The sequence below is a fragment of the Brevundimonas sp. DW-iso22 genome, from assembly GCF_058725425.1.
The window spans coordinates 227,905-252,068 of sequence record NZ_JBZXEB010000004.1; the positions used below are offsets into that span (position 1 = coordinate 227,905).

Genomic DNA, 24,164 nt, shown 5'->3' on the forward strand with positions numbered 1-24,164 from the left:
AACCGCCGATGACCGAAGCCGACATCCGCGATAACCCGGACGCCAAACGCTACGAACTGCCGATCGGGGATCAGATCGCCGTGGTGACCTACAACCTGTCCGAACCCAATCTGATGATTACCGAGACCCTGGTGCCCCAGGCTCTGGAGGGCCAGGGTATCGCCAGCCGCCTGGCCCGCCACGTCATCGCCGACGCCCGCGCGCGCGGCCTGCTGATCCTGCCGGTCTGCCCCTTCTTCAGCGCATGCTTCCAGAAACATCCTGACGACGCGGATGTCGTTCACCCGACCTACCGCCAGATTTTGGGTCTTCAATAGTCCGTCTTGATAAAGGACTGACATCCTGCTATACACAATCTCGTTCGATGCCGTGGCATCGGGGCAACGGTCACGCTTTCGTGTGACGATCCGCCACTGACAAATGCGGAAACCCGACACTACTTCATCGGTTGAGGGGTGAGGCGACGGTGCACATTGGGTGGCCGCCTCCGAAGAACCCGCTCGTTTACGGTCGGAGGGACCATATGGCTGTAGCCAGATCACTAACGGTAATGTCGCCCGAGCAGGGCCTTTCGCGTTATCTCACTGAAATCCGCAAGTTTCCTATGCTGGCCAAGGACGAAGAGTTCATGCTGGCCAAGCGCTGGGAAGAGCATCAGGATCCCGAGGCCGCGCACCGCCTCGTCACATCGCACCTGCGCCTCGTGGCCAAGATCGCCATGGGTTATCGCGGCTACGGCCTGCCGATCGGCGAAGTGATCTCCGAGGGCAACGTCGGCCTGATGCAGGCGGTCAAGAAATTCGACCCGGACAAGGGCTTCCGCCTCGCGACCTATGCCATGTGGTGGATCCGCGCCTCGATCCAGGAATACATCTTGCGCAGCTGGTCACTCGTGAAGATGGGCACCACGGCGGCGCAGAAGAAGCTGTTCTTCAACCTGCGCAAGGCCAAGAGCCAGATCTCGGCCTTCGAGGAAGGCGACCTGCATCCTGAGCACCTCTCCGCCATCGCCACCAAGCTGGGCGTGTCGGAGGAAGAGGTCACCAACATGAACCGTCGCCTCGGCGGCGACTCCTCGCTGAACGCCCCGATCCGCTCGGATGGCGAAAGCGAATGGCAGGACTGGCTGGCCGACGATACGGCGGTCTCTCAGGAAACCGCCCTGGCCGAAAGCGAGGAGAAATCCCTGCGCATGGGCCTGTTGCAAGAAGCCATGCAGGAGCTGACCGACCGCGAGAAGCACATTCTGACGGAGCGTCGCCTCAAGGACGATCCGGTCACGCTCGAAGAACTGGCAGGCCAGTATGGCGTGTCGCGCGAGCGCGTTCGTCAGATCGAGGTCCGGGCCTTCGAAAAACTGCAGAAGGCCATGCGAGCCGCTGCCGAAGATCGCAACCTGGTCGACGCCTGACCACAACCGGGTGGCGCACCAATTAGAGGGGCCGGCTGATCCGTCAGCCGGCCTTTCTGCTGGGCTCCAGATGCACCATGGCCAGCAGGCCACCGATCGGAGCGGCCAGCGTCGCCTTGGTGGGCGGCCCCGACGCCAGACTGACCTCCAATGCTCCGACCGCCACCTGCAGCTTGGGATCGTTGGTCTTCAGCGCCACATCCTTCAGTGTCATCGCCTGCTGCTTGACCGCGCGGGTCGCCTGCATCGGATCGTCGTCGAACTGGTTCAGGGCAGCGGCCAGGATTCGCATGGCCTGATCCTTGGCTTCAGCCAGGGCGGCGCTACCCTTCAGCGCCACGTCACTCTTGCGTTTGGTCGGCCCGGAGTATTCACCCGAGTTGAAACGCCTCCGGTCCGGTCCGACATAGCCCACACCCTCGACCCAGCCGCGGGGCTTTACCGCGACATTCTCGATCCGCTTGTACAGGTCGGCGCTGGCATAGGGCTTTCGCAGGAACTCGTGCACACCGGCGTCTCGGGCGCCGATGATGGTCTGGGCCGTCGCCTCTCCCGTGATCATGATGATGGGCGACATCCGGCACGCCATGTGAGAGCGGCGGATGGCCTTGGTCAGAGCCTCGCCGTTCAGGCCGTCGCCGCTGCGCTCGGTAAAGATCAGGCCGGGCTCCAGCCCCTCGGCCATCCGCATGGCAGGGCCATTCTCGGCCTCGACAACCACTTCCCGGGCCCCGAGGCCCTTCATGATGTCCATCAGCATGCGCGCGGCATGTGCATTCGGATCGACGATCAGTACCCGCTTGATGACGGGCTCCAGCTTGGCCAGCAAGCGGCGATCGATATCAAACACAGGCAGGTCTCCGGCGAAGTGCCAACCCTAGCGCACGCCGGTTAAGACCCTTTGAACGGCGCGAGCGAGCCTCTCAGTCCTGGAACGGATCGCGCATCATGATGGTGTCGTCCCGCTCCGGACTGGTCGACAGCAGAGCCACCGGCGCTCCGATCAACTCCTCGATCCGACGCACGTATTTGATCGCATTGGCGTTCAGATCCTTGAAACTCCGCGCGCCCGCCGTCGTGTCGCTCCAGCCTTCCAGTTCCTCGAACACCGGCTCGGCCGCTGTTTGGGCCTTCAGGCTCGAGGGCAGATAGTCCAGAACCTCGCCATCGATCCGGTAACCGACGCAGATCTTCAGCGTCTCCAGCCCGTCCAGCACGTCCAGCTTGGTCAGGGCGATCCCGTCGATCCCGTTGATTGCCACCGACTGACGCACCAGCACCGCATCGAACCAGCCGCATCGCCGCGCGCGCCCGGTGTTGACCCCGACCTCGCGGCCCACGATCGCCAGATGCTCGCCCACCGCATCGTTCAGTTCGCAGGCGAACGGCCCCTCGCCGACGCGCGTCGTATAGGCCTTCACGATCCCCAACACATAGCCGACGCCGCGCGGCCCGATGCCCGATCCGGCCGCCGCCTGCCCCGCCACCGTGTTCGACGAGGTGACATAGGGATAGGTCCCGTGGTCCACGTCCAGGAATGCGCCCTGCGCCCCCTCGAACAGCACCCGCTTGCCGTCGCGCTTGGCCTGATCCAGGACCCGCCACGCCGGCTTCACGAACGGCAGGATCTTCGGCGCGATCTCCAGCAGCGAAGCCAGCAGTGCGCCCGGATCGATCGGTTCCAGCCCCAGCCCCGCCCGCAGCGGATCATGGTGCGAACGCAACCGCTCGATCTTGACCTTCAGGTCGTCTTCATTGGCCAGATCGCAGACGCGGATCGCCCGACGTCCGACCTTATCCTCATAAGCCGGGCCGATGCCGCGCCCCGTCGTGCCGATCTTGGCCCCCGGCGCGCTCGCCGCCGCCTCACGCGCCACGTCCAGCGCCGGATGGATGGGCAGGATCAGGCAGGCATTGTCCGCAATGGTCAGGATGTCCGGGCTGATCGCCACGCCCTGCGCCACGATCTTGTCGATCTCGCCGACCAGATGCCAGGGATCGACCACCACGCCATTGCCGATGATCGAGGGCTTGCCCTGCACCACGCCGCTCGGCAGCAGCGCCAGCTTGTAGACCTTGCCGTCCACGACCAGCGTGTGGCCCGCATTGTGACCGCCCTGGAACCGCACGACCATGTCGGCACGGTTGGACAGCCAGTCCACGATCTTGCCCTTGCCCTCGTCGCCCCACTGGGCACCGACTACTGCGACATTTGCCAAGATAGTTCTCCGCTGACCGACAACCCGGAACGCGGGCGCAGCCTATAGCGGGGGAATCGGGGGATGTCCTCCCGTGCGCGGATTATTCCGCCAGCGCCGTCTCGAACGCCCAGTCCAGCCAGGGCGTCAGGGCCTCGACATCCGCTGTCTCGACCGTGCAGCCGCACCAGATCCGCAGGCCCGCCGGCGCATTGCGATGGCTCTCGACATCGAAGGCCGCGCCTTCGCCTTCCAGCAGCGCCTTGATCCTCAGCACCAGCGCCTGCCGCGCCGACGCATCCATCGCCGCAACCCGCTCGGCCACGATCTTCAGACACACCGATGTCGTCGACCGCGTCGCCGGGTCCTCCGCCAGATAGTCGACCCAGGCCGTCCGCTGCACCCACGCGTCCAGCGCCGCCGCATTCGCCTCGGTCCGCGCGATCAGCGCCTCCAGACCACCGATCGACAGGCCCCACTCCACCGCGTCGATCCAGTCTTCCAGCGTCCAGACAGAAAAGGTGTTGATCATCGACCCGGACGCCAGCGCCCGGTCGAAGCCTCTGTCATTCCGCAACCTCAGCACCTTCGGCACGGCCCGCGGCGGCGCATAACGATCCAGCCGTGCAACCGCCCGCGGCGACATCGCCGCCACCCCCAGCCCGGCCTCACCGCCCAGCGCCTTCTGGAAGCTGAAGGTCACGACATCCAGCTTGTCCCACGGCAAGGCCATGGCAAACGCCGCTGAGGTCGCATCACAGATCACCAGACCCTCGCGGTCGTCCGCGATCCAGTCCGCATTCGGGGCCTTCACCCCCGCCGTCGTCCCGTTCCAGGGAAAGACCAGATCCTTGGCCGGATCGATCCCCGACACATCCGGCCACTGTCCCCACGGGGCCTCGATCACCTCGGGCTCCAGTTTCAGATGATCGCGGATATCGGTCGCCCAGACCTGGCCGAAATTCTCGAACGCCAGCACCTGCACCGGCCGCTCGCCCAGCATGGACCAGAGCGCCGCCTCGACCGCGCCCGTGTCAGACCCCGGCAGATAGACCAGCACCCAGTCCTCCGGCACCTGCAACAGCTCGCGCGTCAGCGTCAGCCCGTGCGCGAACCGCGCCACCACCTCCGGCGCGCGGATGCCTCGGCCCAGCAGATCGTGGTTCAACGCCTGGCTGGACCAGCCCGGCCGCTTGGCCGTCGGCCCCGCCGAGAACCAAGGCCGTTCCGGCTTCACATTCGGCTTGTTCGGCATCACTCGCGCCACGGCTTGTAGGGGCCCTTGTCCCGCATCCCCTGCGCCAGATTGGTCAGGGCCGCGTCCTCGGTCTCGGGCAACATGATCATCAGCTTGGCCAGCAGATCGCCGCGCTTGCCGTCCGCAAACGCGCCCCGCCCTTTCAGACGCAGCACCTTGCCGGAGTTGGAGCCCTTGGGAATGGTCATGCTGACCGTCCCCTCCGGCGTCCGCACCGGGATCTTGCCACCCAGCACCGCGTCATACAGCGTCACCGGCAGGTCCATGGTCAGGTCCGCGCCCTCACGCGTGAACACCGGGTGCCGCGCGATCTTCAGCTCGATCAGGGCATCGCCCGCGACGCCGCCTCGACCCGGTGCACCCTGGCCCTTCAGCCGGATTGTCTGTCCGTCCGACGCGCCTTTCGGGATCGCAACGTCCAGCGTGCGTCCGTCAGAGAACTGGATCCGCCGCGTATTGCCGCTGATGGCGTCCTCCAGACTGATCTCCAGCGTCGCCCGCACGTCCTGGCCCTTGGGCGCATAGCCGCCGCGCGCGCCACCCCGCGCCGCACCGCCGCCGAACATGCCGCCGAAGATTTCATCCAGATCGATATTCTCGAAGCCTGCGCCGGCCTGCGGTCCGCCGCCTTGGCCGAACGGATTGCCGCCCGCGCGCCCGCCGCCCGCACCGCCGAAGCCACCGCCCCGGAACTGTTCGCGGCCGTCGGCGTCGATCTCCCCCCGGTCGTACTTGGCGCGCTTTTCGGCGTCGCCGACCAGGTCGAAGGCCGCCGTGATCCGCTTGAACCGCTCGTCGGCCACCGTATTGCCGGGGTTCTTGTCGGGGTGCAGTTCCTTGGCGAGTTTGCGAAACGCCTTCTTGATCTCGTCGGCGCTCGCCGTCCGGGAAACACCCAGTTCCTTGTAGGGATCACCCGCCACGCGCTCACTGCTCCATCAGACCCACTGCTTCCTCGTCAGTTAGGCCATTCCTGTTGCAGCGCAAAGGGATCGACGCGGAATCTAGCGCAACCCCGCCCGCGCCTCATCGCCCCAGCCATATCCCTCGCCCCAATGCGCAACGGCCAGCGTCGCGTCCGCTCCGACCCCGCCCGGAAAGTCCATGGCCAGATCGCCCGCTGCATAGGTCCAGCTCTCGCCCTCCACGACCACCTCGCGCCGCACGGACTCACCATCCAGAACGCGCACCCGAAACCGCAGCGGATCGGCTCCCGCCGCCTCGCCATCCCAGCGGTCGCCATCGATCCGCGACCGACCGCGCCAAACGACCCGCCGCCCTTCGCCCTCCGCAGCAAGCCTCAGATGCACCGGCCGCCACGGCCGCTCATGGAGCCCCGTCAGCGTCTGCATCACCTCACTCACGCCCGCGCCTCCCGCCGGTCCCCCCAGCGGTCCGGCCCGCCAGATCAGCGGCAGCCCCCGCTCGCCACGCGGCGAGGCGACCCGCGCCAGAGCGTCGTCCAGCACGACGCAGATCGCACCCGCCAACGCGCCCGCCTGCATTGCGCCCTCGGTCCCCTGCTGCCCCCGCAACAGACCGGCCAGTCGCCACACCCCGTCGCCGACCAGTGTCGCCGTCCGAAACTGCACAATCTCCCAGCCCGTCTCCGTCTCGATCGCCAGCGCATTGGCCCCACCCAGCACCGCCCCATCGGACCGGCTCTCCGGATCGCGCCCCTCCAGACGCACCACCACATCATTCACCGCGTCCCAGCTCCAAGCCCGCCCCGGTGGCAAGGCCTCCACCAGCACGCCCACCGTCGCCGACGACCGCGCCTCGCCCCGCGTCGTCAGCGCATCGTGACTCACCCCCGCAAACACCTGCATCGCCCGCCACGGTTCCGCCGCCACAACGGCCAAGGCTCGCCCGTCGTCCTCCGCACCCGGCAGGGGCGGCAGTTCAAGCACCCTCAGGAACGGCACCCCCACCACCGACCCCGGCTCCCCCGGCCGCGGCGTCGTATCGTCCTCGCCCGCCGCTACATCGACGACAGGCTCCAGCACCACCGACGGCGTCTCATCCTGATCCAGCCGCACAACATGCCAGACCCCCGCCCGCCCCTCGACCTCGACCCGATCCCCCGGCTCCAGCGTCATCATCTCCAGCGGCCCCAGCGCGACCGTCAGCGACCGCCCGTCCGCGCCCGCCAGCACCCGCTCCGCCGCTGCCCGCGCCGTCGCCGCCGTGCACACCGCCGGCAGGTCCAGATCGACGCCACCGGCCTCGCCACCCGAGCGCACGACCACCGCCCCGGTCTGATAGTCCGCATTGCCGTCGATGAACCGCACCCGCGCCGCGCCCGGTCGCGCCTCCAGCCGCCGATCCGCCCGCACGCTGCCCCCCTCATCCGGCAGGGCCATCGCCTCTTCCGCCAGCGTCAGATCGACCGCGCCCTCACCCAGCACCGCGACCTTCCCGCCCCGTTCCGCCGCCACCAGACCCAGCCCCGCCAGCAGCGGCTCCAGCGCATCGCGCGTCCGCATCGGCCGGTCGATGACATAGCCCTGCACCTCGCCTGCGACCGGTCCAATCTCGAATGCCTCCTCGCTCAGACGGCCCCGCTTCAGGATCGCCGCGATCAGGTCCCGCGTCTCGCCCGACAGCCGCCCGTTCAGCCAGTGTCCCGTCCGCCATGCCCCCCCATCGGCCCAGACATCCGACCGCCCCGGAAACGCCTGATAAGGCCGCGCATCCCAGCACCAGGCATCCGCCGCCTCGACCATCCGCCCGGTATACAGCGTCGCCGCCGGATTGTTCTCAGGCTCCGCATAGTGCTCCAGCACCGCCTCCAGCGCCCGCCGCTGCATCCGGTCGTCCCGCGCGCCCGTTGATCCAGGCGGCAGGGCCGTCTCCGAACTCTTGGGGTCCTGAAACAGGTTCGGCGCATTCGCCCCGCGATCCACCGCCGCACAGCCGAACTCCGTCAGGCGGATCGGTTTCATCCCCGGCACCCAGGCCGTCGGCGTCGCACTGCGCAACCCACCGGGCCGCTCATGATGCGCGTTCGACCACCACCCCTTCAGGTCCTTGGGCCGAAAGACCCAGTCCTCGGCGTGAGCCGTATCGACGATCGGCGTCCGCACCTGCGCCGCGCGATCAGTGTCCGAGGCATAGTACCAGTCGAACCCCTCCCCGCCCGCCACCTGCGCCGCCAGATAGTCGGCGTCGTCCGGTCCGCCCCAGGTCGCCGCGTCTATTCCGCCGTCGCCTTCGCGCCAGTCGCCCAGCGGCGGATACCAGTCGATGCCGACGTAATCGATGTTGGCATCGGCCCACAGCGGATCGAGATGAAACCGCACCTCCCCACCCGTCTGCCGCCCGAAATACTCCGACCAGTCCGCCGCATAGCTGATCGCCACATCCGGCCCGACCACCGCCCGGCACTCCGCCGCCAGCGTCCTGAACTGTTCGACCGCCGGAAACCCGCCGCCCGCATCCCGCGTCCAGGTCAGACCCCGCATCTCCGACCCGATCAGCAGCCCATCGGCCCCCGTCTCCGCCGCCAGCGCCGCATAGTGCAGGGCCATCCGACGCAGCCCCCAGCCGTCCGCCGGCCCGAACACCGCCGCCACATCCGCCGCCGCATTGGCTCCGTCGCGTCCGCTCACCCGTCCGCGCCACGGATAGCCCTCGCAATCCATAAAGACGAAGGGATACAGCGTCACCGCCATCCCCCGCGCCTTCAATGCCGCCACCGCCTGCCGCACGCTCTCGTCCGACGGTGTCCCGCCGTAAGCAGGACCATATTCCTCCCCCATCGGGGGAGGGGGACCGCCGAAGGCGGTGGAGGGGGCCGGGGCCGGGGCACGGCTGATCAGATGCGCGCTCCCCCGATCCAGCCCCGCCACCGACCACCCCATCGGCACCGTCGTCTTGTCCCGCCGCTCCACCCCCGGCTTCACGACGCAATGCTGCGCCCGCACGTCCGTCCCAAACCACCCCACTACCAGGCTGACGCGCTTCAGGTTCGGTACCTGAGCGATCAGTTGATCGATCGACACCAGCAGGTCCGCCTGCCCTTCGCCATTGTGCAGGTTCTCCGGCGTCGACCGCGTCAGCCCGTCGCGCCGCATCACCACATCGGTCGCCAGCACGAATTCCCCCGCCCCGGGGATCAGGCACACCCCCTCCAGCCGGTCCTCCAGCCTCGGCTCACTCCCCCGCGCCCGCCGAAACACCTCGAAACTCAGCTGCGGCACCCGATTGCCGAACGGCCCCAGCGACAGATCCTCGAACACCACATAGGCGACACCCCGATAGGCCGGTGCCATTCCTCCCCCATCGGGGGAGGGGAACCCCGAAGGGGTGGAGGGGGCCTGCCGCATCTCCACAGCCTCGATGAGCGGGTCCGGCACCTGCTCCGCCCCGCCCCGATGCACCCGCATCGTCACGCCTGTCATGTCCATCGGCTGGCCGTCGGCCCAGACGCGCCCAACACCGTCGATCTCGCCTTCGCACAGCGCCACCGCAAAGCTCAGCGCATAGTCGTATTCGACCGTCCGCGGCCCGCCCTTGCCCGCCGACCGCGTCGTGCGCCCCTCCTGGAACCGCGCGGCCCAGATCACCTGACCCGTCACCCGCGCCCGCCCGAAGACGCAGGCCATCGACGCGCCCTCCGCCGTCCCCTGCACCCTCAGGGTCTCCAGCCTCGGCCCCCTCTGCCGCGCCGGCTCCAGGCTGGCGATCGCCCGCTGGTCGATGGCCCGCCCCAGGGTCGAGCCGATGAACGCCCCGATCGGTCCCCCAACCGACTGCCCCACACTGGTCAGGATCACCTGCGCCATTCAGCCCGCTCCCTGATTGTCATAGGCCGCCTCCGGCCAGGTAAACGCCGCCGCCAGCCGCTCGCGCCACCAGCGCCCCAGCCAGCTCTCGACCACCGCCCGCCCCCAGTAGGCATGGATGAACCTCGGCTCGGCCCCGTCCACGGCACTCAGAACCCCGCAGTGCTTCACCGCACAGCCGGGTGCCATCCGGAACAGCAGCACATCGCCCGGCTTCGCCCGCGCCACCGGGATCTCCACCAGCCAGCGCCGCGCCGCCGCCAGCAGCGTCTCCTCACCCCCGACCTCGGCCCAGTCCGCCCGATACGCCGGCACCGGCTCGGGCTCACCGCCCACCACCTCGCGCCAGACGCCCCGCACCAACCCCAGACAATCCGCCCCGACCCCCTTCACGCTCGCCTGATGTCGGTAGGGGGTTCCGAGCCAGGCCCGGGCAGCCCTCAGCACCTCCAAAGAAACTCCCTTCCCCCTTGATGGGGGAAGGGCCGGGGATGGGGGTGAAACCCTGTCCGATATCGCACCGCCAGAGCGGCCCCTTCGACCGTCCTCCTTGCCGCAAAACGCCGTACCCCCATCCGATACTGTCACCCCCATCCCAACCCTTCCCCCATCAAGGGGGAAGGGCTCTTGAGACACCCCCCTCACCGCCGGCTCCCCCCATCGTTGCGCCCACCCTCGATCGGTACCGCCGTCAGAAAGTCGTCCCCCGGCACATCCGGAAACCCTTGAAAGTTCACCCCATTGCCGAACACGCCCACACAGGTCGCAAACCGCTTGTCACAGCCCCGGCCCGCAAACGCCGCCACATCCACCCGGCACCGCCCGTCGCCCAGCACCGCATCGCACTCGCGCCCATAGGTCCGCCCGACCACCCGCTCCAGCGCCGCCATCGGCCCGGCCAGTTCGGCGACGAAGCTCCCCCCTTCGCGTCGGATCGAGGCCAGCGTCCCGACCCACAGCCGCACCCTCAGATGCGGTCGGGCCCAGTCCACCCGCCACAGCTCGACCACCGCACCGTCAAAGCGCCCCGCCTCGACATCCGCATCGCTGATCGTCTCGTCATCCAGCCCGCCCGCCACCGATGCCGCACCGGCCCGCAAGCCCACCTCGCTTTCGGCCGCACCGGCGGTCCAGCCGCTGGCCGCCCGGCACACCACGCCCTCGACCTCCAGATCGCGGTCATGATCCGTGAAGCCCAGCCTGACGCCATCCGCCCGCGTGAGCACCCAGGCATGACAAAGCCCCGCCGCCCCGCTCTCGATGCGGTCGGCCAGTTCGTTTGGTATCGATCTCATCTCACCCCTCCATGAGGTTCTAGGGGCTAGATTTTAGGGTCTAGGTTAGTCATCCGCTGGCGCGTCCCAGCGCTCGCTTCTCCCCTAGAACCTACCCCCTAGAAGCTAGCCCCTTCCTCAAACCCGCACTTCAATCAGCGGCACCGCCGCCATCCGACCGGCCTCGAAACTCTCCAGCGTGACCTCGATCCGGTCCGCATCGAACCGCACCGGCACGTCGAACTCGAACCCCGCCGTCACAACCGCCCCGACCGCCGGCGCAACCGCCAGCGTCACCTCGCCCGTCGCCGCGTCGACCGTGAACCCGCCGGCATCCAGCTCCACACCCGCCACCGCCACCCGCACCGTCCCCGCCACCGGCTTGCGCACCCGCCGCTCCAGCGCGTCCTCGCCCTCGCCGTAGCGTTTGATCAGTTCGAACCGCGTCCGCACCCCATCCCCGGTCCCAAGCGCCTGATCGGCGGCCGTCACCACCGCCCCCGGCGCGCACGACTTGAAGTCCGCAAAGTCCCGGAACCGGAACCCGTACAGCCGCCCCCGCCGCGCCTCGAAGAACTCCGTCAGCGCCGCCATGTCATCCAGCGACCTCAGGTTCGCCCCGATCAGATACCGCCTGCGCCCCTGCGCCCACGGCGTCGAGCGCCGCTCGTAGCCAGACCCCAGCGTCACGATCTCGGTCCGCCGCTCCACTCCTCCCGTCGACCCGAAGGCCAGACGGGCGGGCAGCCTGACGTCATGAAAACTCATGGAAATATCCTTCTGGTAAGGTTGCTCGCCGTTACGGCTTCGGCCAAGCTGCGGCATTCAGAGGGGACACTCATCCATGCGCGGCGAAGTCATCAGCGTTGACAGTTTCTCGGGCGATGGCCTGATCACCGGCGAGGACGGCGGTCGCTACACCTTCGCCGCCTCCAGCACCCGCGCTGCCCTGCGCATCGGCGACAAAGTCGATTTCGTCGGCACCGACGACGTCGCCACCGACATCATCGCCCTGTCCGCACCGGGTCAGGGCTTTGGCGTCAACGACTACGGCTACAGCCGTCCTGCCCCCGGCTACAATTTCTTGAGCGCGGTCTTCTCGTTCAATGGCCGACTGCGTCGTTCCCACTTCTGGATCAGCTGGGCGATCATGTGCGCCACTTGGTGGTTCACCTTCTGGGTGCCGTTCCTGAACATCATCTTCTACTTCGTACTGCTTTGGGCCAACCTCGCGGTTGGGGCCAAACGCTTCCATGACATGGGCAAGACCAGCTGGCTGATCGCCATTCCTTGGGTACTGCTGATTGGTGCTCAGATCGCTGCCATCGCCGCGGTCGGTGTAGCGGCCATCACGAATCCTCAGGCTTTCGAGTCTGAAGATCCTGCAGCCATGATGGCCCTGATGGGTTCGGTCGGCCTGTTCGCCCTTGTAGCCCTACCGGTGTCGATCGGCTTCTGGCTCTGGCTCGGCATCGCCGACAGCCAGCCGGGCCGCAATAAATATGGCCCCAACCCCAAGAACCCCGTCGACGACACCGCCAACACCTTCGCCTGATCCGCGCTCAAGCAGGCTCCCGCCGCGCGGGAGCCGATAGCGCCACGAACATGCGCTCAAGCAGCGAGCCGCCGCGCGGCTCGCGATAGCGCCGACTTCAAAGCCGTCGCGCGCCCAGCGCGACGGCCCTGGCCAGCATCTGGGCGATCTGCGCCTCGGACCTCAGCAACCCCTGCGCCCCGCCATCCACCCGCATGTTGATGGTGACTCCCGCGCCGCCCGCCGCCTCGATCGTTCCGGCACCCGTGGGCCGAAACACCTCCGGCCCGCGCTCCCCGACCAGATAGGCTCCGCCGCCCAGCACCGCGCCGCCATCCGCCCGCGCGCCACCGAATACCGCCCCGACCGCCTGGGCGATCGCATCGCCCAGCCCTCCACCGCGTCCACCGCCTGCCGCGGCATTCACCGCCGCCAGCACTGATCGCGCCAGCTCGGCCAGGGTGATCTCCCCGTCCGCCGCCGCCCGGCTCAGCGACCGCGTCAGACTGTCCCCCGCCCGCCCGAACGCCTCCTCGATCGACGCCGCCGCCCGCTCCGCCGGCTCCCTCAACGCCTCCAGCGCCGCCTGCGCCTCCGCCGCTTTGCGCGGCAGGGCGTCCAGGCCGTTCGGTTCGAATGTGTCGGTCATATCTTCATCCTTCTCCCTCCCCCGAGGGGGAGGGTGGTCGCGCAGCGACTGGGTGGGGAGGGCTAAGGCAACCCAGCCGCTAGTCCGGCCACCGCTCCGCCATCTGCTCAAATACCCCACGCCCCATCGGCCCGACCACGTCCGGACGCTCCGTCAGCATCCGCCATTCCCTCAGCGACAACCGCCAGAACGCTTGCGGCCCCACGCCGAACCCCGCCGCCATCCGCATCATCTCCGGCCATGGCGTCTGATCCTCCCCCCTCGGGGGAGGGGGACCATCCGAAGGATGGTGGAGGGGGCTGCCAGCCATCGCACTCATGCTACCGCCGCAAACGCCCGCGCCACAGCCTGCGCCGCCTCGCGCGGATCGACCGCCGCATCCGCCAACCCCGCGGCCAGTTCCCGCTCGCCTCCACCCCGCAACAAGGCCGCCAGCACCACCAGCAGATCTCCCGCCGACAGCGCCCGCATCCGCTCGGACAGCCCCGCCAGCCCGATCACCTGCAACCCGGTCTCGATCTCCGCCAGCGCCCCCAGAGTCAGGCACAGCCTGCGCGCCTCGCCCGCCAGCACCACCGACACCTCGCCGCGTACTCCGTTCACCGCGCTCACAGGCTGGAGAACCCGATCTCGCCCGCGCTGGCCAGGCTGATCGCAAACGTCGCCTCGCCCTCGTGCTCGCCCGCATATTCCAGCGCCGATACCAGGAACGGCCCCTCCAGCTGGCCGAAATCCGGCACGATCAGCCGCCAGCGCCTCGCCTCCTGCGCAAAGAAGGCCTCGCGGATCAGCGCATCGGACGCCGCATCGCGGAATATCCCCTGCCCCGCCACCGCCGCCGACTTGACCCCGGCCCCGCCCAGCAGCTCGCGCCACCGCCCGGCGCTGTCGCCATCGGTCGCATCCACCGTGCGCGCATTCAGACTAATGGTTCTCGCCCTCAGCCCCGCCACAGTGGTGAACACCTCCGGTGCCCCCTCGATCTTCAGCAGTATATCCTTGCCGCGTTGTGCACTCATGGTTCCACCTCCTCCGTCACGACCCGCACCCGCAGCACCGCATAGGTCCTCGCCCCATCCGCCGCCGGAAACACATCCGCGAACACGATGCCCAGGCTGACCGCCCGCACCCCGTCCGCCTGAATGCGGGCATCCGTCAGCCTGAACCGCACCGCCGCCAGCACCGCCTTGGCCTCCTCCGTCCCGCGAAAGCGCGACACGACCGTCAGCGTCAGCCGATGCTCCACGCCCCCGCCATCCGCCCCCACCGGCCGGCTCTCGCACCGTCCGATCAGCAGATGCGGCAGTACCGGTTCCTCGGGAACCGCATCCCGGATCCGCGCCGGATCCCCCAGCAGCGCCCGCACCGCGACATCCTCCGACAGATGCGCGATCAGCGCCTTCTGCAGCGCCAGCTCATGCCCGCTCATCGGTTGCGTTCCAGCATCAGGATCGCCCGGCCACCCACCGTCTCGGTCGTCTGGATGCGCCAGTCGGCCCCGCCGAACCTCAGCACCCGTCCGGCGATCAGTCGCGGGTCCGACCGCGTCTCCGCCGTCACCACCTCGACGACGCGCACCCCGCCCGGCTCGCTCCTCTCGCGCCGCCGCCGCGCCCCCAGCTTCAGCCAGGCGTGCCCCACCGGCTCGTAGGAAACACTGACCCCGCCATAGGGCGTATGCGCCTCGATGGCCTCGAACACGCCGGCCAATATCTTCATGAAATTGCTCCTGATTTCAGGTTCGAGGGATAAGGGACGAGGGACGAGAACGCGCCGCACGAGGGCCTGTCACCCTCATCCCTCATCCCTCATCCCTCGCCCCTAGATCCGCACCACCCGATACGGTGCGATCCAGACTTCGACCGGCGCGACCGCCATCTCCACCTCGCCCCGCTCATAGGCGCGCAAGGCCAGCATCAGGATCGCCAGCCGCAGCGGTGCCGGGCTGGTCGAGGTCAGGCTCAGCCCCACCTCCCCCTCCACCCGCGCCCGCGCCGCCTCGATCAATGTGCCGATCAGCCCGTCCTCCACCTCATGCTCGACGCGCAGGAACAGCTTCGCCTCCGTCAGGCTGACGGGTGCTGTCATGGGAAATCTCCGATGTTTGGAAGTCATGCGCGCCCATCACCTCCCCATTTGCGCAGGCAAATGGGGAGGACAGGTCGGCGCTCTTCGCGTCGACCAGGAGGGGGCGGCTCCGGCGGCGGGGAATTCGCGACCCGCACGGTCGCCACCGCGCCGCCCCCTCCTGATCGCTCCGCGATCTGTCCTCCCCCCGCGCCTTCGCGCGCAGGGAGGTGAACGTCAGCGACCTAGGTCGCCGCGAACTTCAGCACCTTGATCGCGTCGAAGTTCTGCACCCCGCCACCGACGCGCTTGGTCGTGTAGAACAGCACATAGGGCTTGGCCGAATAGGGATCGCGCAAGACCCGTACCCCCGCCCGATCCACGATCAGATACCCCCGCTGGAAGTCGCCGAACGCGATCGACAGGCTGTTCGTCGCGATGTCCGGCATCGTCTCGATCTCGGTCACCGCATAGCCCAGCAGCGAAGCCGTCTCCCCCACCCGCGACGGCGGCGTCCAGATGTAGTTGCCGTCCACATCCTTGAACTTGCGCACCGTCGAGACCGTGCGCCGGTTCATCACGAACCGCCCGTTCGGTCGATACTGGGCCTTGGGCGTATAGATCAGGTCGATCAGTCGGTCGGTCGGATTGCTGGACGCAGTCGTCGCCGTGAACGCGCCCGCCGCACCCGACGCGACATAGCCGATCTGGCCCCAGGTCTGGCTGATGTCGGCCACGGTCGTATAGCTCAGAAAGCCCTTCGGCTTGTTGATCCCGTCGCCGTTGACGAAGGCCTGCGTCTCCTGGGCCGCGAACGCATCCTCGACCTCGGCGGCCAGCCATTCGTCCAGGTCGATCATGGCGTCGTCCAGCAGGGACTGCGTCGCCGCCGGACTGGCGTACAGATCGGCCGACGGGAACTCCAGCAACGCCAGGGTTGCCGGATCGGTCTCGGGCCTGGCCGCCGTCTCGGCCACCCAGCCGGACACCACGCCCGCCGTCGACACCGGCTTTCTGAACACGCCCGAGCCCACGGTCCTTACCGTCGAAATCTCCCGCATCGGCGAGCCCGCCATCAAACGCCGCTCGATCGCCCGCTCCGTCTCCGGCGGCACCACATACCCCGCCGAGTTCGACGCCGACGACAACCCCGCCTTCAGCTCCAGCCCGAAGGAGGCCCCGGTCTTTAGATACCCATCGAACGCCGCCTTCGCCTCCAATCCTCCCCCACCGGGGGAGGTGGCTCGGCCAAAGGCCGAGACGGAGGGGGCCAGTCCCAGCTCCGGCCTGCGCCCCTCGCTCACCACCCGATCCAGCCGCGCCTGCGCCGCCCCCACCGCCGCATCGATCCGCGCCACCTTCTCCTCCAGCAGCACATCCGCCGACGCCTTCTTCTCGATCTCGTCCAGCCGGGCATCGTTCGCCCCTTTGAACGCCTCGAACGCCGCCATCATTTCATGCATGACGGCGCGAGCCTCGGGTGTGCCCGAGACGGTCTTGGTGTCTTTCATGGTCTCTCCGGTTTTCAGGAACCGCGGTTTGCGGTTAGGGTCGGATGAATGAACACAGTCACCCGAAATCTTGTCGGTGCGTTGCGACGGTCATGGCTCGGCCTTGTTGCCGTCTCTCTGGTGTTCCCGCTCGCTCTCGCTATCCAGGCCTTGTGGTTTCTGGACGCGCACTGGGCATCCGTGGCGGAAAACATCTTCACCTTGGGCGGCGTCGCCGCGACCTTCGCTGGCCTCGTAGGCGGCCTGATGGCATCGCTGCAGACGCAACCCAAACGACGTGGCCAAGGCACCTTCGAGCGAATTCACTCTCTTGCCGAACCCCCCAGGTCCGAAGTCCATATGCTGGCAGAACCGCCAGACGATCATCCGCCCCCGAACTGGATTTCGTCATTAGCGAGACGACTTCCCGAGCCCTTTTCGATGCTCGAACGTGGCGTGGCGGTAGCGACCTTGGCGGCCGTACTTTTCCTCACACACGCACCAGACAACTGGATCACATCGACGCTGGGGTCCTTCTGGCTCGACCCCCAGATCCGCGCCTCTGCCATCTTCGGGCTAATTGGCGTTGCCACCTTTCAGTCGTTCAGACTCACTTGCCAAAACTACATCAACCGCGTGCATCGAAAGATGGCCTGAACGGTATTCACAGCGACATCAAAAACGTCCGCGACGTTTCCAGGAGATTCCCGATGCGTCTTGCCATTCTCGGTGCCACAACGCTGTTTGCACTGACTTCACCGGCATTCGCGCAGACAGCGTCAGCGCCCTCCGCGCCCGCCGCATCCAGCCCCGCCTACGCCCCCGACGTCGCCTCGATGGACGCCATCGTCGCCGCCCTCTACGCCAGCATTTCCGGCGACGCCGGCGTGGCCCGCGACTGGGACCGGTTCCGCCACCTGTTCCATCCGTCCGCCCGGCTGATGCCCACCGGTACGGACGCCCAGGGTCAGGGCACGCTGCGCCCCCTGACGCCCCAGGACTATGTCGACCGTGCCGGACCCGGCCTAGTCCGCGATGGCTTTCATGAGCAGGAGATCGCCCGTCGCACCGACCGCTATGGCCGCATCGCCCACCTGTTCTCCACCTATGATGCCCGGCGCGCCGCGACCGACGCCCGGCCCTTCATGCGCGGCATCAACTCCATCCAGCTGTTCGACGACGGCACCCGCTGGTGGATCGTCAGCGTCTACTGGCAGGCCGAGACCCCCGACCTGCCCCTGCCCGCCGACTATCTGCCAGAGGCGAACTGAGCGATGGCCGCGTCCCGCGCCACCGTCGCCAACATCCCTCTGAACCGGCTGGAGCGGGCCGTCATGGCCGCCCTGGCGCATGAACTACGGCACACCATCCCGGACCTCGCCACCCAGTTCGCCGGGGCCAAAGCCAGCCAGCGTCGCAATATGGCCTTCGGGGCCTATACCGGCCTGACTCTCGACCGCCCGCGTCCCGCCACCACGGCCGACGGCTGGTTCGGCACGGTCCACGTCATGATCGACGGGCTTCAGGACGCCGTCGCCTTCCAGGTCCTCATGCGCCACGGCACCGTGGCCGCGCTTCAGGCCGACAGCTATGGCCAGGACACGCGCGCGATAAACTTCGACACCGTCGGCTTCGAACAGGTCTTCACCCTGGATGCCCAGGGCCGCTCCATCCCGTTCGAGCCCCGACCGTCCGCCGACCCCGCACCGACCCGCGGCCTCCCGTCTGCCCCGCGACCGGCCCAGCAGGCCGAGCCGATGCGCCAGACCCTGCCGACAGCAGCACAGCGCCCGGCCCAGCGCCCTGCTCAGACACCGCAGGCTGCGCCGCCCCGCCGCGACCCGGCCTTCACCTTTGGTCCCAATGGCGCGATCTCCACCCCGCCCCCGATCGCGCCCGGAACCGGGTTTGGCTCCGGCACCACCGACATGCCCGACATCGCCAGCATGGACGACAAGACCCTGCTCGCCGGCCTGTGGGTCGTCATCGCCGTCGTCGCCTTCCTGCTGGTCACCATCTTCCAGATCGGCTGGGTCTTCGTCCTGATCCCCGGTTTCTGGATCGCCCAGGCCATCCGCCGCCCCGCCGTCCTGTCCGCTATCCGCAAGAGTCTGGCCGCCTGGCAGGCTTCGGCCCGAACCGCCGCCGCATCGGGCGACTGATCACTCCAGCCCCGGTCAGCGCGGGGCCAACATGCCCCGCCGCCCGGCCGCGATGAAGGCTCCGACCAGCATGGACGCCGCCGCCACGGCGATGACCAGCAGCGGATCCATGGCCGACAGCCATCCCAGATGCACCGCCACGCTCCAGATCAACAGAATGGGCAGCAGAATGGACATGGCGAACGCCGAGCTTTCCCACGACAGCTGACGCCACAGTTCGTCGTACAATCTCCACTGCTTCACGCCGATCACTCCGATCGTCAGCAGCGACAGCCCCACCGCCGCAATCACCACGATGTCGGGCACCGCCCCACCCGGTCCCGATCCGACCAGCGCCAGCAGCATGATCCCCAGCGCGATGGCCGACACCGAACTGCCCACCAGCATGTTGCGCATCTCGACCAGTTCCTCCCGGTCCGCGACGTTCAGCACCCTGGCGCCCATGCCCGGCATCAGCGCCCCGCCCAGGGTGAACAGGCCGGTCACCAGATAGACGACGCCCACCCCGCCGACCGCCACCTGTTCGACCCTCCAGCCCGGCTCGAAGCCCAGCCAGAGAAAGGCGGCCATGGCCCCTCCCCCGCCCAGCGCCCCCAGAACGAAGGCCAGCAGCATCTTGCGTATCTTGGCTTGATCAAGGGTGGTCACAGCGTCTCCTCCGGTGTCCAGTCGTCGATGAACAGGCTCGGCACGGGCACCTCGAACAGCACCGCCATGCGCAGGGCCAGCGGCAGGCTCGGATCGTATTTGTCCGTCTCGACCGCATTGATCGTCTGACGCGAGACACCCAGGCGGCGGGCCAGCTCACCCTGGCTCCACCCCTTCGCCTCCCGCATCTCCCGCACCAGATTGCGCACGCGTTCCTCAACCTGCCTGTAAAGAGCTCTTTACAGGCACAGCCCCGGCTGTCAAGAGCTCTTTACAGGCTCAGCTTCGCTTTAGGCGACGCCAGCACACCGAACCGCGCCCCCGGCAGCATCGGAAACGTCACCAGCGACACCTCCCACAGCTCCACCTCGACCAGCACCCGCAACCGCCCGTCGCGCCGCGCCCGATGGCTGCGGAACCCGATCGACAGCCCGTCCAGTGCCCCCGCCCGGCTCAGCGCGCCCGCGAACCGCGCCTCGGCGGACCAGTCCATGACCCGCCCCTCGACATAAAGCCCGCGCTCGTCCTCCTCGATCCGGTCCCAGACCCCGACCATCGACCGCGCCTCGTGCTGGTGCAGCATTCGCACCCCGCCCGCGCTGGTCTTCGCCAGACTGGCCGCGAACGCGCCTCTCGCCACCACATCCCCGTTCAGGTCTGCCACGCCCCACAGGGACGCATAGCCGCGTATGCGCAGCCCCTCATCGACGACCACATCCATCAGCGCCCCTCCAGCCGGGTCTCGATCCGCTCCACCGCCGCCCGCGTCGCCGCGCTCTGTTCCTCCAGCCGCGCCAGACGCTCGGAGACCAGCCTCTGCTCCCCGACCCGCTCTTCCAGCGTCCCGATCCTTGCCGCCGCCCCACCGGCCCAGACCAGCCCCCCGACCGTCTGCACCGTCAGCGCGATCAGCAGGGCCGTCGGCACGCGCCGGATTTGGTGCTCGCTCATGTCATGCCTCCCAAGGTTTCAGGTTCTAGGTTTTAGGGAACAGGCACTGGCGACCGCCTCAGCGTCCCTAGAACCTAATCCCTGGAACCTAGCCCCTACCTACTCCCCCACACCCGCCATCTGCCGCCGCTCCGCATCCGTCAGGAACTCCGCCGCCGACAGCCGCGCCCACAGCGCATCTCGCTCGGGCTGCAGCGCCGGCACCGCTTCGAGGTCCGCCTCAATCTTCACAGCCGCGAACCGCCCGCCCAGCCACCCGGTCAGCGCCCCCGCCGTCTTCCTGACCAGCGGCACAACCGTCCCGCGCCAGAACGCCGCATTGGCCTCGCGATAGTTGGCATAGGTCGCATCGCCTGGAATCCCCAGCAGCTGGGGCGGCACCCCGAACGCCAGCGCGATCTCCCGCGCCGCCGCATGTTTGCCCGCGATGAAGTCCATGTCCGCCGGCGTCCAGCTCATGGGCTTCCAGTCCAGCCCGCCCTCCAGGATCATCGGCCGCCCGGCATTGGCGGTGCCCATATGGCTCTCGCCGACCTGCGCCCGCAAGGCCTCGAACTGCTCGCCCGTCAGCCGCTCGCCGTCCTTGGCCCCGTAAACCAACGCCCCCGACGGCCGCGCCGCATTGTCCAGCAACGCCTTGTTCCAGGCCCCGCTCGCATTGTGCACATCGATCGCGAACGCCGCCGCCTCCAGCGGTGAAAAGCCATAGTGATCGTCCGTCGGATGAAACAGTTTCAGATGCATCACCGGCATCCAGCCATCCGCCTGCCGCCCGATCCGCACCGACCGTCCGTCCACCGAATACTCATAGCCGTCCGGCCAGCCCGCCCGACCCGGCACGACCTTCATCCGGTCCGGCCTCAGGCCCCACAGCTCATCGGGCGCACCGTCCCCGTCCACATCGCCCGTCGCCTTCGCCCCAGACGCCTCGACATAGGCATTGCCCGCCGTCTGAAGTGCGCCATACAGCCCCTCCAGCCACTCCGCCCCCGACTGCTCCGGATTGGGCCGGGCCAGCAGCCGCGCCAGCGGATGATCCGCCGTCCGCACCCCGTCCACGAACACCGCCAGCGGCACCGAGGCACCCGCCTCCGCGATCATCCGCACACAGCGATAGGCCACGGCATTCTTGCCGAACCCCTCGCTCGCCAGATGCGCATAGTCCCTCGGCGTCCACCGCGCTCGCCCACCATGCGAGAACGCGATCAACGGCCCGCTGCGGCTCTCCTTGGTTTCAGGCACGACTCTGCGCCGCCGACCCTCCAGGGGCCGTCGCCAATCGAACATGAGCATCTCCTTGCCAGCCTCCTCCCCCGTTGTCCGAGGGAGGAAAAATCAGTTCCTACCGACCGGCCGTATAGGTCCGGGTCTCGGCCCTTTCCGTCGCCGTCGCGGGTCGTACCGACCGGGCAAAGGCGCTGCAGGCTCTCGCGTCGTTGCTGTCACACGCGGCCAGAACCCGATGCACCAGCACCGCGTCCGGGGAATGCGTACCCCGCACGGCCCGGCTGGACGATGACGAACCAGGGGTCGAGGCCAAAGAGGGCGACGGCCCGCTGCTCCGTGCATGGGAAGACGACGCCGGTCCTCTGCCGGACGAGGTCGGACCGCCGACCGAGGACATCGCCGCCACCGGCGTTTCCCAATCGTCCATGGCCGTAATCCCGCCGTCGACGAAGGACCACGCCCCACCGGTCGACAGGCCGGCCTCGATCGCGCGGCACGCGCTGGCGGTTCCGCTGTCACAAGCAGTCTGATCCTCCGGGCGCGCGACCACGATCCCCGCGACCGCACCGCCGGTGATCGCGCCGACCTGTGATCCGCTGACCGGTGCAGTTCGCGCTGACTTGGCCTTGGCCAGGTCGTAACCCGCCCTGGCGTCGACCGAAGGGGCCGGCTCGGAACGACCTTCGCGGCCCTTCTGGACCACGCTGCTTCGCCCGTTGGCATCCTGCCCGGCCTGCGCCGTGCCGACCCAAACGATCGTGGCGACCAGCGCCGCCGACCCTGCCCAGTTCACCCACGATGCCCTTGATACTGATCGTTTCATGTCGTCCTCCATGCCCCGTCAGCACGACGCGCTCAAAGCTTCACCGTGTCGAGTCAATTCGATGAACGGCGCTATTCAGACTTACAGCCACCGCACACTCGGCCCCGCCTTCGGTGCCGGCATCAAATGCGTCACGCCCCAGACCAGGGCATCCGCCCGGTCCGGGCTGGGACCGCCATCGGCCGCCCCCAGCGCCATCAGTTCTTCCTCCAGCGCCGGAAACGCCCCGCAGTGCACCACCCGCCCCTGCTCGTACAGCGCCGCCACCGGCTCCGCCCGCGCCACCTTCCCCCGGCTGGCATGCACCAGTCTGATCGGCTCCGGACAGTCGGCGTGGGCCAGGACGGTCCGCACCATCTCGCCACCCTGATTGCTCTCGGCCACGATCGCGTCCGCACCGAACACGCGCACCGCCGCCACCACCTGGTCGGCCCAGCCCTGCGGGCTCATACCGCGCACGGATTTGTCGGCCAGAACAAAGGCCACCTTGTCCCGACGCCCGACCACCACGATCCCGCAGGCATCACCGCCCGCCGTCACCGGCGGACCGACCGCCACCACGATCCGCTCCAGCGTCGCGGGTCTCGCACCCCGCGCCCGCGCAAGATCCTCGGCCCGAAACAGCGCGCCTTCGCTCTCGACGATCAGCCCCTCGATCTCCTGCGCCTCCAGCCGCGTCCCGGCATACAGCGCCTTAAGATGCTCCAGAAAACGCGGCGACAGATGTTCGGCATTGGCGGCTGTCGGTGCCCGTTCCAGCACCGTGCCGTTCTGAGCCAGCAGGCGTCGCAGCGCGGGCATGGGCCGGGGTGTCGTCGTGACCATGAGCCGTGGATCCTCTCCCAGACGCAGCGCCAGCCGCACATTTTCCAGCACCCGCTCCGGCTTGCGCCAGGCACAGAACTCATCGGCCCAGGCATGATGGAACTGCGGCCCTCTCAGGCTGTCCGGGTCATCGGCCGAAAAGGCATAGGCGACGCTCCCGCTATGCGGCCAGACCAGCCGCTTGCGTCCGCCCTCCCAGCGCGGTCGAAAAGCCTTTTCGCAGACCGCCTTCAAACCCGACGGCCCCTCCACCATGACCTCGCGCACATCGTGCAAGGTCGGTCCGATCAAGGCGATCCGCTTTTCCGGCTTGTCTCGCGCCATCTGGGTGATCCAGTGGGAACCGGCAAAGGTCTTGCCCGACCCTCGTCCACCCAGCAGCACCCAAGTGCGCCAGTCGACCTCCGGAATATGCTGATGGCTATGGAATCTCGGAGTCGCCCTCAGGGCCTCGCGCAGCTGTTCCGGCGACAGTCCAGCCTTCCATTCGCTTTCGTTCGAGCGAGGCCCGTGAATAATCGATATTGGACTGGAGCTGGCTGTAAACCCGCTCCATGACTTCGGGGCTGTCGTCGTCATCGTCGGCCATGTCGTCCTCTGCTGCTTCAGGTTCGACGTCAGGTTTCTCGTCACCGCCCGCCAAGGTATCGGCGGCCCGCTTCGACTTGGCGATCTGTTCGGCGGCGCGCATGTAGCGCTGGACCGCCAGAGTATCCCCCGGCTCCAGTCTCGTCGCGGCCATCGTCAACAGGGCGTGCTCGATCATCATGTCGATTGCCCTCACCACGCCCGCCCGGTTGCTCGCCCGGCTGGCCGTCTTGTCCTGATTTCCCGTCATGCCCAGACTCTACCGGACCAGC

At 68.1% G+C, this 24,164-nt stretch carries 30 protein-coding genes; 6 read left to right on the plus strand and 24 right to left on the minus strand.

Annotated features, from left to right (window positions below; translation table 11 throughout):
* Positions 1-8: 8 nt before the first annotated feature.
* Both AC4PRM_RS07370 and rpoH read left to right on the plus strand, forming a co-directional pair.
* Positions 9-317, plus strand: a complete 309-nt coding sequence (locus AC4PRM_RS07370) for a GNAT family N-acetyltransferase (RefSeq protein WP_492039352.1) — start codon at positions 9-11, stop codon at positions 315-317.
* Between the two features lie 206 nt (positions 318-523).
* The gene (gene rpoH / locus AC4PRM_RS07375) at positions 524-1,411 is read left to right on the plus strand and encodes an RNA polymerase sigma factor RpoH (protein ID WP_373257946.1); all 888 of its coding nucleotides are present in this window, start codon (positions 524-526) and stop codon (positions 1,409-1,411) included.
* A gap of 43 nt (positions 1,412-1,454) precedes the next feature.
* Here the strand turns inward: rpoH and AC4PRM_RS07380 are convergent, their stop codons facing one another.
* From AC4PRM_RS07380 to AC4PRM_RS07415, 8 genes are all read right to left on the minus strand, one after another.
* The gene (locus AC4PRM_RS07380; protein WP_487922585.1) at positions 1,455-2,261 is read right to left on the minus strand and encodes a response regulator; all 807 of its coding nucleotides are present in this window, start codon (positions 2,259-2,261) and stop codon (positions 1,455-1,457) included.
* Positions 2,262-2,334: 73 nt separating this feature from the next.
* Entirely contained in the window at positions 2,335-3,630 is a 1,296-nt protein-coding gene (locus tag AC4PRM_RS07385; RefSeq protein ID WP_492039353.1) for an adenylosuccinate synthase, read from the minus strand.
* An 82-nt stretch (positions 3,631-3,712) separates the two neighbouring features.
* Positions 3,713-4,864, minus strand: coding sequence for a phosphoserine transaminase (locus AC4PRM_RS07390; RefSeq protein WP_492039354.1), 1,152 nt, complete (start codon positions 4,862-4,864; stop codon positions 3,713-3,715).
* Positions 4,864-5,790: a DnaJ C-terminal domain-containing protein gene (locus AC4PRM_RS07395; RefSeq protein WP_492039355.1), complete on the minus strand. Its 927-nt coding sequence runs from the start codon at positions 5,788-5,790 to the stop codon at positions 4,864-4,866. Before AC4PRM_RS07395 ends, AC4PRM_RS07390 begins: the two co-directional genes overlap by 1 nt.
* An 81-nt stretch (positions 5,791-5,871) precedes the next feature.
* Complete coding sequence (locus AC4PRM_RS07400) at positions 5,872-9,654, minus strand: baseplate multidomain protein megatron (RefSeq protein ID WP_492039356.1); 3,783 nt, start codon at positions 9,652-9,654, stop codon at positions 5,872-5,874.
* A complete protein-coding gene (locus AC4PRM_RS07405; RefSeq protein WP_492039357.1) occupies positions 9,655-10,101 on the minus strand; it encodes an NlpC/P60 family protein in 447 nt (148 codons plus the stop codon). It abuts the gene before it with no gap.
* A gap of 194 nt (positions 10,102-10,295) precedes the next feature.
* Positions 10,296-10,949, minus strand: coding sequence for a phage/gene transfer agent baseplate hub protein (locus AC4PRM_RS07410; RefSeq protein ID WP_492039358.1), 654 nt, complete (start codon positions 10,947-10,949; stop codon positions 10,296-10,298).
* 117 nt (positions 10,950-11,066) lie between these two features.
* Positions 11,067-11,696 carry a phage distal tail protein, Rcc01695 family gene (locus tag AC4PRM_RS07415; RefSeq protein ID WP_492039359.1) on the minus strand — a complete coding sequence of 210 codons (630 nt, stop codon included), beginning with the start codon at positions 11,694-11,696 and terminating at the stop codon, positions 11,067-11,069.
* 76 nt (positions 11,697-11,772) lie between these two features.
* On the opposite strand from AC4PRM_RS07415, the gene AC4PRM_RS07420 reads away from it, so the two are divergent.
* A complete protein-coding gene (locus tag AC4PRM_RS07420) occupies positions 11,773-12,483 on the plus strand; it encodes a DUF805 domain-containing protein (protein WP_492039360.1) in 711 nt (236 codons plus the stop codon).
* Positions 12,484-12,580: 97 nt separating this feature from the next.
* Here AC4PRM_RS07420 and AC4PRM_RS07425 read toward each other — a convergent pair whose 3' ends face one another.
* The 8 genes from AC4PRM_RS07425 to AC4PRM_RS07460 all read right to left on the minus strand — a co-directional run bounded on the left by AC4PRM_RS07425 (position 12,581) and on the right by AC4PRM_RS07460 (position 16,689).
* Positions 12,581-13,111, minus strand: coding sequence for a phage tail tape measure protein (locus tag AC4PRM_RS07425; RefSeq protein WP_487922576.1), 531 nt, complete (start codon positions 13,109-13,111; stop codon positions 12,581-12,583).
* A 79-nt stretch (positions 13,112-13,190) separates the two neighbouring features.
* Positions 13,191-13,430, minus strand: coding sequence for a phage tail assembly chaperone (locus AC4PRM_RS07430; RefSeq protein WP_492039361.1), 240 nt, complete (start codon positions 13,428-13,430; stop codon positions 13,191-13,193).
* Positions 13,427-13,723, minus strand: a complete 297-nt coding sequence (locus AC4PRM_RS07435) for a GTA-gp10 family protein (protein WP_487922574.1) — start codon at positions 13,721-13,723, stop codon at positions 13,427-13,429. The genes AC4PRM_RS07430 and AC4PRM_RS07435 overlap by 4 nt, the downstream gene beginning before the upstream one ends.
* The gene (locus AC4PRM_RS07440) at positions 13,720-14,130 is read right to left on the minus strand and encodes a phage major tail protein, TP901-1 family (RefSeq protein WP_487922573.1); all 411 of its coding nucleotides are present in this window, start codon (positions 14,128-14,130) and stop codon (positions 13,720-13,722) included. The genes AC4PRM_RS07435 and AC4PRM_RS07440 overlap by 4 nt, the downstream gene beginning before the upstream one ends.
* Positions 14,127-14,540 carry a DUF3168 domain-containing protein gene (locus AC4PRM_RS07445; RefSeq protein ID WP_492039362.1) on the minus strand — a complete coding sequence of 138 codons (414 nt, stop codon included), beginning with the start codon at positions 14,538-14,540 and terminating at the stop codon, positions 14,127-14,129. Before AC4PRM_RS07445 ends, AC4PRM_RS07440 begins: the two co-directional genes overlap by 4 nt.
* Positions 14,537-14,830 carry a phage head-tail adapter protein gene (locus AC4PRM_RS07450; RefSeq protein ID WP_492039363.1) on the minus strand — a complete coding sequence of 98 codons (294 nt, stop codon included), beginning with the start codon at positions 14,828-14,830 and terminating at the stop codon, positions 14,537-14,539. The genes AC4PRM_RS07445 and AC4PRM_RS07450 overlap by 4 nt, the downstream gene beginning before the upstream one ends.
* A 102-nt stretch (positions 14,831-14,932) precedes the next feature.
* Positions 14,933-15,199, minus strand: a complete 267-nt coding sequence (locus tag AC4PRM_RS07455) for a head-tail connector protein (protein WP_492039364.1) — start codon at positions 15,197-15,199, stop codon at positions 14,933-14,935.
* Positions 15,200-15,423: 224 nt separating this feature from the next.
* On the minus strand, positions 15,424-16,689 hold the full coding sequence (locus AC4PRM_RS07460) for a phage major capsid protein (RefSeq protein WP_492039365.1): 1,266 nt from the start codon (positions 16,687-16,689) through the stop codon (positions 15,424-15,426).
* Positions 16,690-16,737: 48 nt separating this feature from the next.
* Here AC4PRM_RS07460 and AC4PRM_RS07465 point away from each other — a divergent pair, with 48 nt between their 5' ends.
* The 3 genes from AC4PRM_RS07465 to AC4PRM_RS07475 are packed head-to-tail and all read left to right on the plus strand — an operon-like array spanning position 16,738 to position 18,830.
* A complete protein-coding gene (locus AC4PRM_RS07465; RefSeq protein ID WP_492039366.1) occupies positions 16,738-17,325 on the plus strand; it encodes a hypothetical protein in 588 nt (195 codons plus the stop codon).
* A 53-nt stretch (positions 17,326-17,378) separates the two neighbouring features.
* Entirely contained in the window at positions 17,379-17,939 is a 561-nt protein-coding gene (locus AC4PRM_RS07470; protein WP_492039367.1) for a hypothetical protein, read from the plus strand.
* Between the two features lie 3 nt (positions 17,940-17,942).
* Positions 17,943-18,830 (plus strand): hypothetical protein, encoded by an 888-nt coding sequence (locus tag AC4PRM_RS07475; RefSeq protein WP_492039368.1) that lies wholly within the window; start codon positions 17,943-17,945, stop codon positions 18,828-18,830.
* A 15-nt stretch (positions 18,831-18,845) separates the two neighbouring features.
* On the opposite strand, the gene AC4PRM_RS07480 is transcribed toward AC4PRM_RS07475, so the two are convergent.
* The 8 genes from AC4PRM_RS07480 to AC4PRM_RS07515 all read right to left on the minus strand — a co-directional run bounded on the left by AC4PRM_RS07480 (position 18,846) and on the right by AC4PRM_RS07515 (position 24,142).
* On the minus strand, positions 18,846-19,478 hold the full coding sequence (locus AC4PRM_RS07480; RefSeq protein WP_373257966.1) for a hypothetical protein: 633 nt from the start codon (positions 19,476-19,478) through the stop codon (positions 18,846-18,848).
* Positions 19,475-19,687 (minus strand): helix-turn-helix transcriptional regulator, encoded by a 213-nt coding sequence (locus tag AC4PRM_RS07485; protein WP_292174546.1) that lies wholly within the window; start codon positions 19,685-19,687, stop codon positions 19,475-19,477. The genes AC4PRM_RS07480 and AC4PRM_RS07485 overlap by 4 nt, the downstream gene beginning before the upstream one ends.
* A gap of 62 nt (positions 19,688-19,749) precedes the next feature.
* Positions 19,750-20,199: an HK97 family phage prohead protease gene (locus tag AC4PRM_RS07490; protein WP_492039369.1), complete on the minus strand. Its 450-nt coding sequence runs from the start codon at positions 20,197-20,199 to the stop codon at positions 19,750-19,752.
* Positions 20,199-20,429 carry a hypothetical protein gene (locus AC4PRM_RS07495; protein ID WP_373257968.1) on the minus strand — a complete coding sequence of 77 codons (231 nt, stop codon included), beginning with the start codon at positions 20,427-20,429 and terminating at the stop codon, positions 20,199-20,201. The genes AC4PRM_RS07490 and AC4PRM_RS07495 overlap by 1 nt, the downstream gene beginning before the upstream one ends.
* A gap of 99 nt (positions 20,430-20,528) precedes the next feature.
* Positions 20,529-21,722 carry a phage portal protein gene (locus AC4PRM_RS07500; protein ID WP_492039370.1) on the minus strand — a complete coding sequence of 398 codons (1,194 nt, stop codon included), beginning with the start codon at positions 21,720-21,722 and terminating at the stop codon, positions 20,529-20,531.
* Between the two features lie 49 nt (positions 21,723-21,771).
* Entirely contained in the window at positions 21,772-22,479 is a 708-nt protein-coding gene (locus AC4PRM_RS07505; RefSeq protein WP_492039371.1) for a hypothetical protein, read from the minus strand.
* Positions 22,480-22,560: 81 nt separating this feature from the next.
* Entirely contained in the window at positions 22,561-23,688 is a 1,128-nt protein-coding gene (locus tag AC4PRM_RS07510) for a DNA-packaging protein (RefSeq protein ID WP_492039372.1), read from the minus strand.
* A 37-nt stretch (positions 23,689-23,725) separates the two neighbouring features.
* Positions 23,726-24,142: a hypothetical protein gene (locus AC4PRM_RS07515; RefSeq protein ID WP_487922564.1), complete on the minus strand. Its 417-nt coding sequence runs from the start codon at positions 24,140-24,142 to the stop codon at positions 23,726-23,728.
* Positions 24,143-24,164: the final 22 nt, after the last annotated feature.

Coding starts and splice junctions, on each gene's coding strand:
- AC4PRM_RS07370 (WP_492039352.1), top strand. CDS start 9: ATGACCGAAGCCGACATCCGCGATAACCCGGACGCCAAACGCTACGAA.
- rpoH (WP_373257946.1), top strand. CDS start 524: ATGGCTGTAGCCAGATCACTAACGGTAATGTCGCCCGAGCAGGGCCTT.
- AC4PRM_RS07390 (WP_492039354.1), bottom strand. CDS start 4,864: ATGCCGAACAAGCCGAATGTGAAGCCGGAACGGCCTTGGTTCTCGGCG.
- AC4PRM_RS07400 (WP_492039356.1), bottom strand. CDS start 9,654: ATGGCGCAGGTGATCCTGACCAGTGTGGGGCAGTCGGTTGGGGGACCG.
- AC4PRM_RS07410 (WP_492039358.1), bottom strand. CDS start 10,949: ATGAGATCGATACCAAACGAACTGGCCGACCGCATCGAGAGCGGGGCG.
- AC4PRM_RS07415 (WP_492039359.1), bottom strand. CDS start 11,696: ATGAGTTTTCATGACGTCAGGCTGCCCGCCCGTCTGGCCTTCGGGTCG.
- AC4PRM_RS07420 (WP_492039360.1), top strand. CDS start 11,773: ATGCGCGGCGAAGTCATCAGCGTTGACAGTTTCTCGGGCGATGGCCTG.
- AC4PRM_RS07425 (WP_487922576.1), bottom strand. CDS start 13,111: ATGACCGACACATTCGAACCGAACGGCCTGGACGCCCTGCCGCGCAAA.
- AC4PRM_RS07430 (WP_492039361.1), bottom strand. CDS start 13,430: ATGAGTGCGATGGCTGGCAGCCCCCTCCACCATCCTTCGGATGGTCCC.
- AC4PRM_RS07440 (WP_487922573.1), bottom strand. CDS start 14,130: ATGAGTGCACAACGCGGCAAGGATATACTGCTGAAGATCGAGGGGGCA.
- AC4PRM_RS07445 (WP_492039362.1), bottom strand. CDS start 14,540: ATGAGCGGGCATGAGCTGGCGCTGCAGAAGGCGCTGATCGCGCATCTG.
- AC4PRM_RS07450 (WP_492039363.1), bottom strand. CDS start 14,830: ATGAAGATATTGGCCGGCGTGTTCGAGGCCATCGAGGCGCATACGCCC.
- AC4PRM_RS07455 (WP_492039364.1), bottom strand. CDS start 15,199: ATGACAGCACCCGTCAGCCTGACGGAGGCGAAGCTGTTCCTGCGCGTC.
- AC4PRM_RS07460 (WP_492039365.1), bottom strand. CDS start 16,689: ATGAAAGACACCAAGACCGTCTCGGGCACACCCGAGGCTCGCGCCGTC.
- AC4PRM_RS07465 (WP_492039366.1), top strand. CDS start 16,738: ATGAACACAGTCACCCGAAATCTTGTCGGTGCGTTGCGACGGTCATGG.
- AC4PRM_RS07470 (WP_492039367.1), top strand. CDS start 17,379: ATGCGTCTTGCCATTCTCGGTGCCACAACGCTGTTTGCACTGACTTCA.
- AC4PRM_RS07475 (WP_492039368.1), top strand. CDS start 17,943: ATGGCCGCGTCCCGCGCCACCGTCGCCAACATCCCTCTGAACCGGCTG.
- AC4PRM_RS07490 (WP_492039369.1), bottom strand. CDS start 20,199: ATGGATGTGGTCGTCGATGAGGGGCTGCGCATACGCGGCTATGCGTCC.
- AC4PRM_RS07495 (WP_373257968.1), bottom strand. CDS start 20,429: ATGAGCGAGCACCAAATCCGGCGCGTGCCGACGGCCCTGCTGATCGCG.
- AC4PRM_RS07500 (WP_492039370.1), bottom strand. CDS start 21,722: ATGCTCATGTTCGATTGGCGACGGCCCCTGGAGGGTCGGCGGCGCAGA.
- AC4PRM_RS07505 (WP_492039371.1), bottom strand. CDS start 22,479: ATGAAACGATCAGTATCAAGGGCATCGTGGGTGAACTGGGCAGGGTCG.
- AC4PRM_RS07515 (WP_487922564.1), bottom strand. CDS start 24,142: ATGACGGGAAATCAGGACAAGACGGCCAGCCGGGCGAGCAACCGGGCG.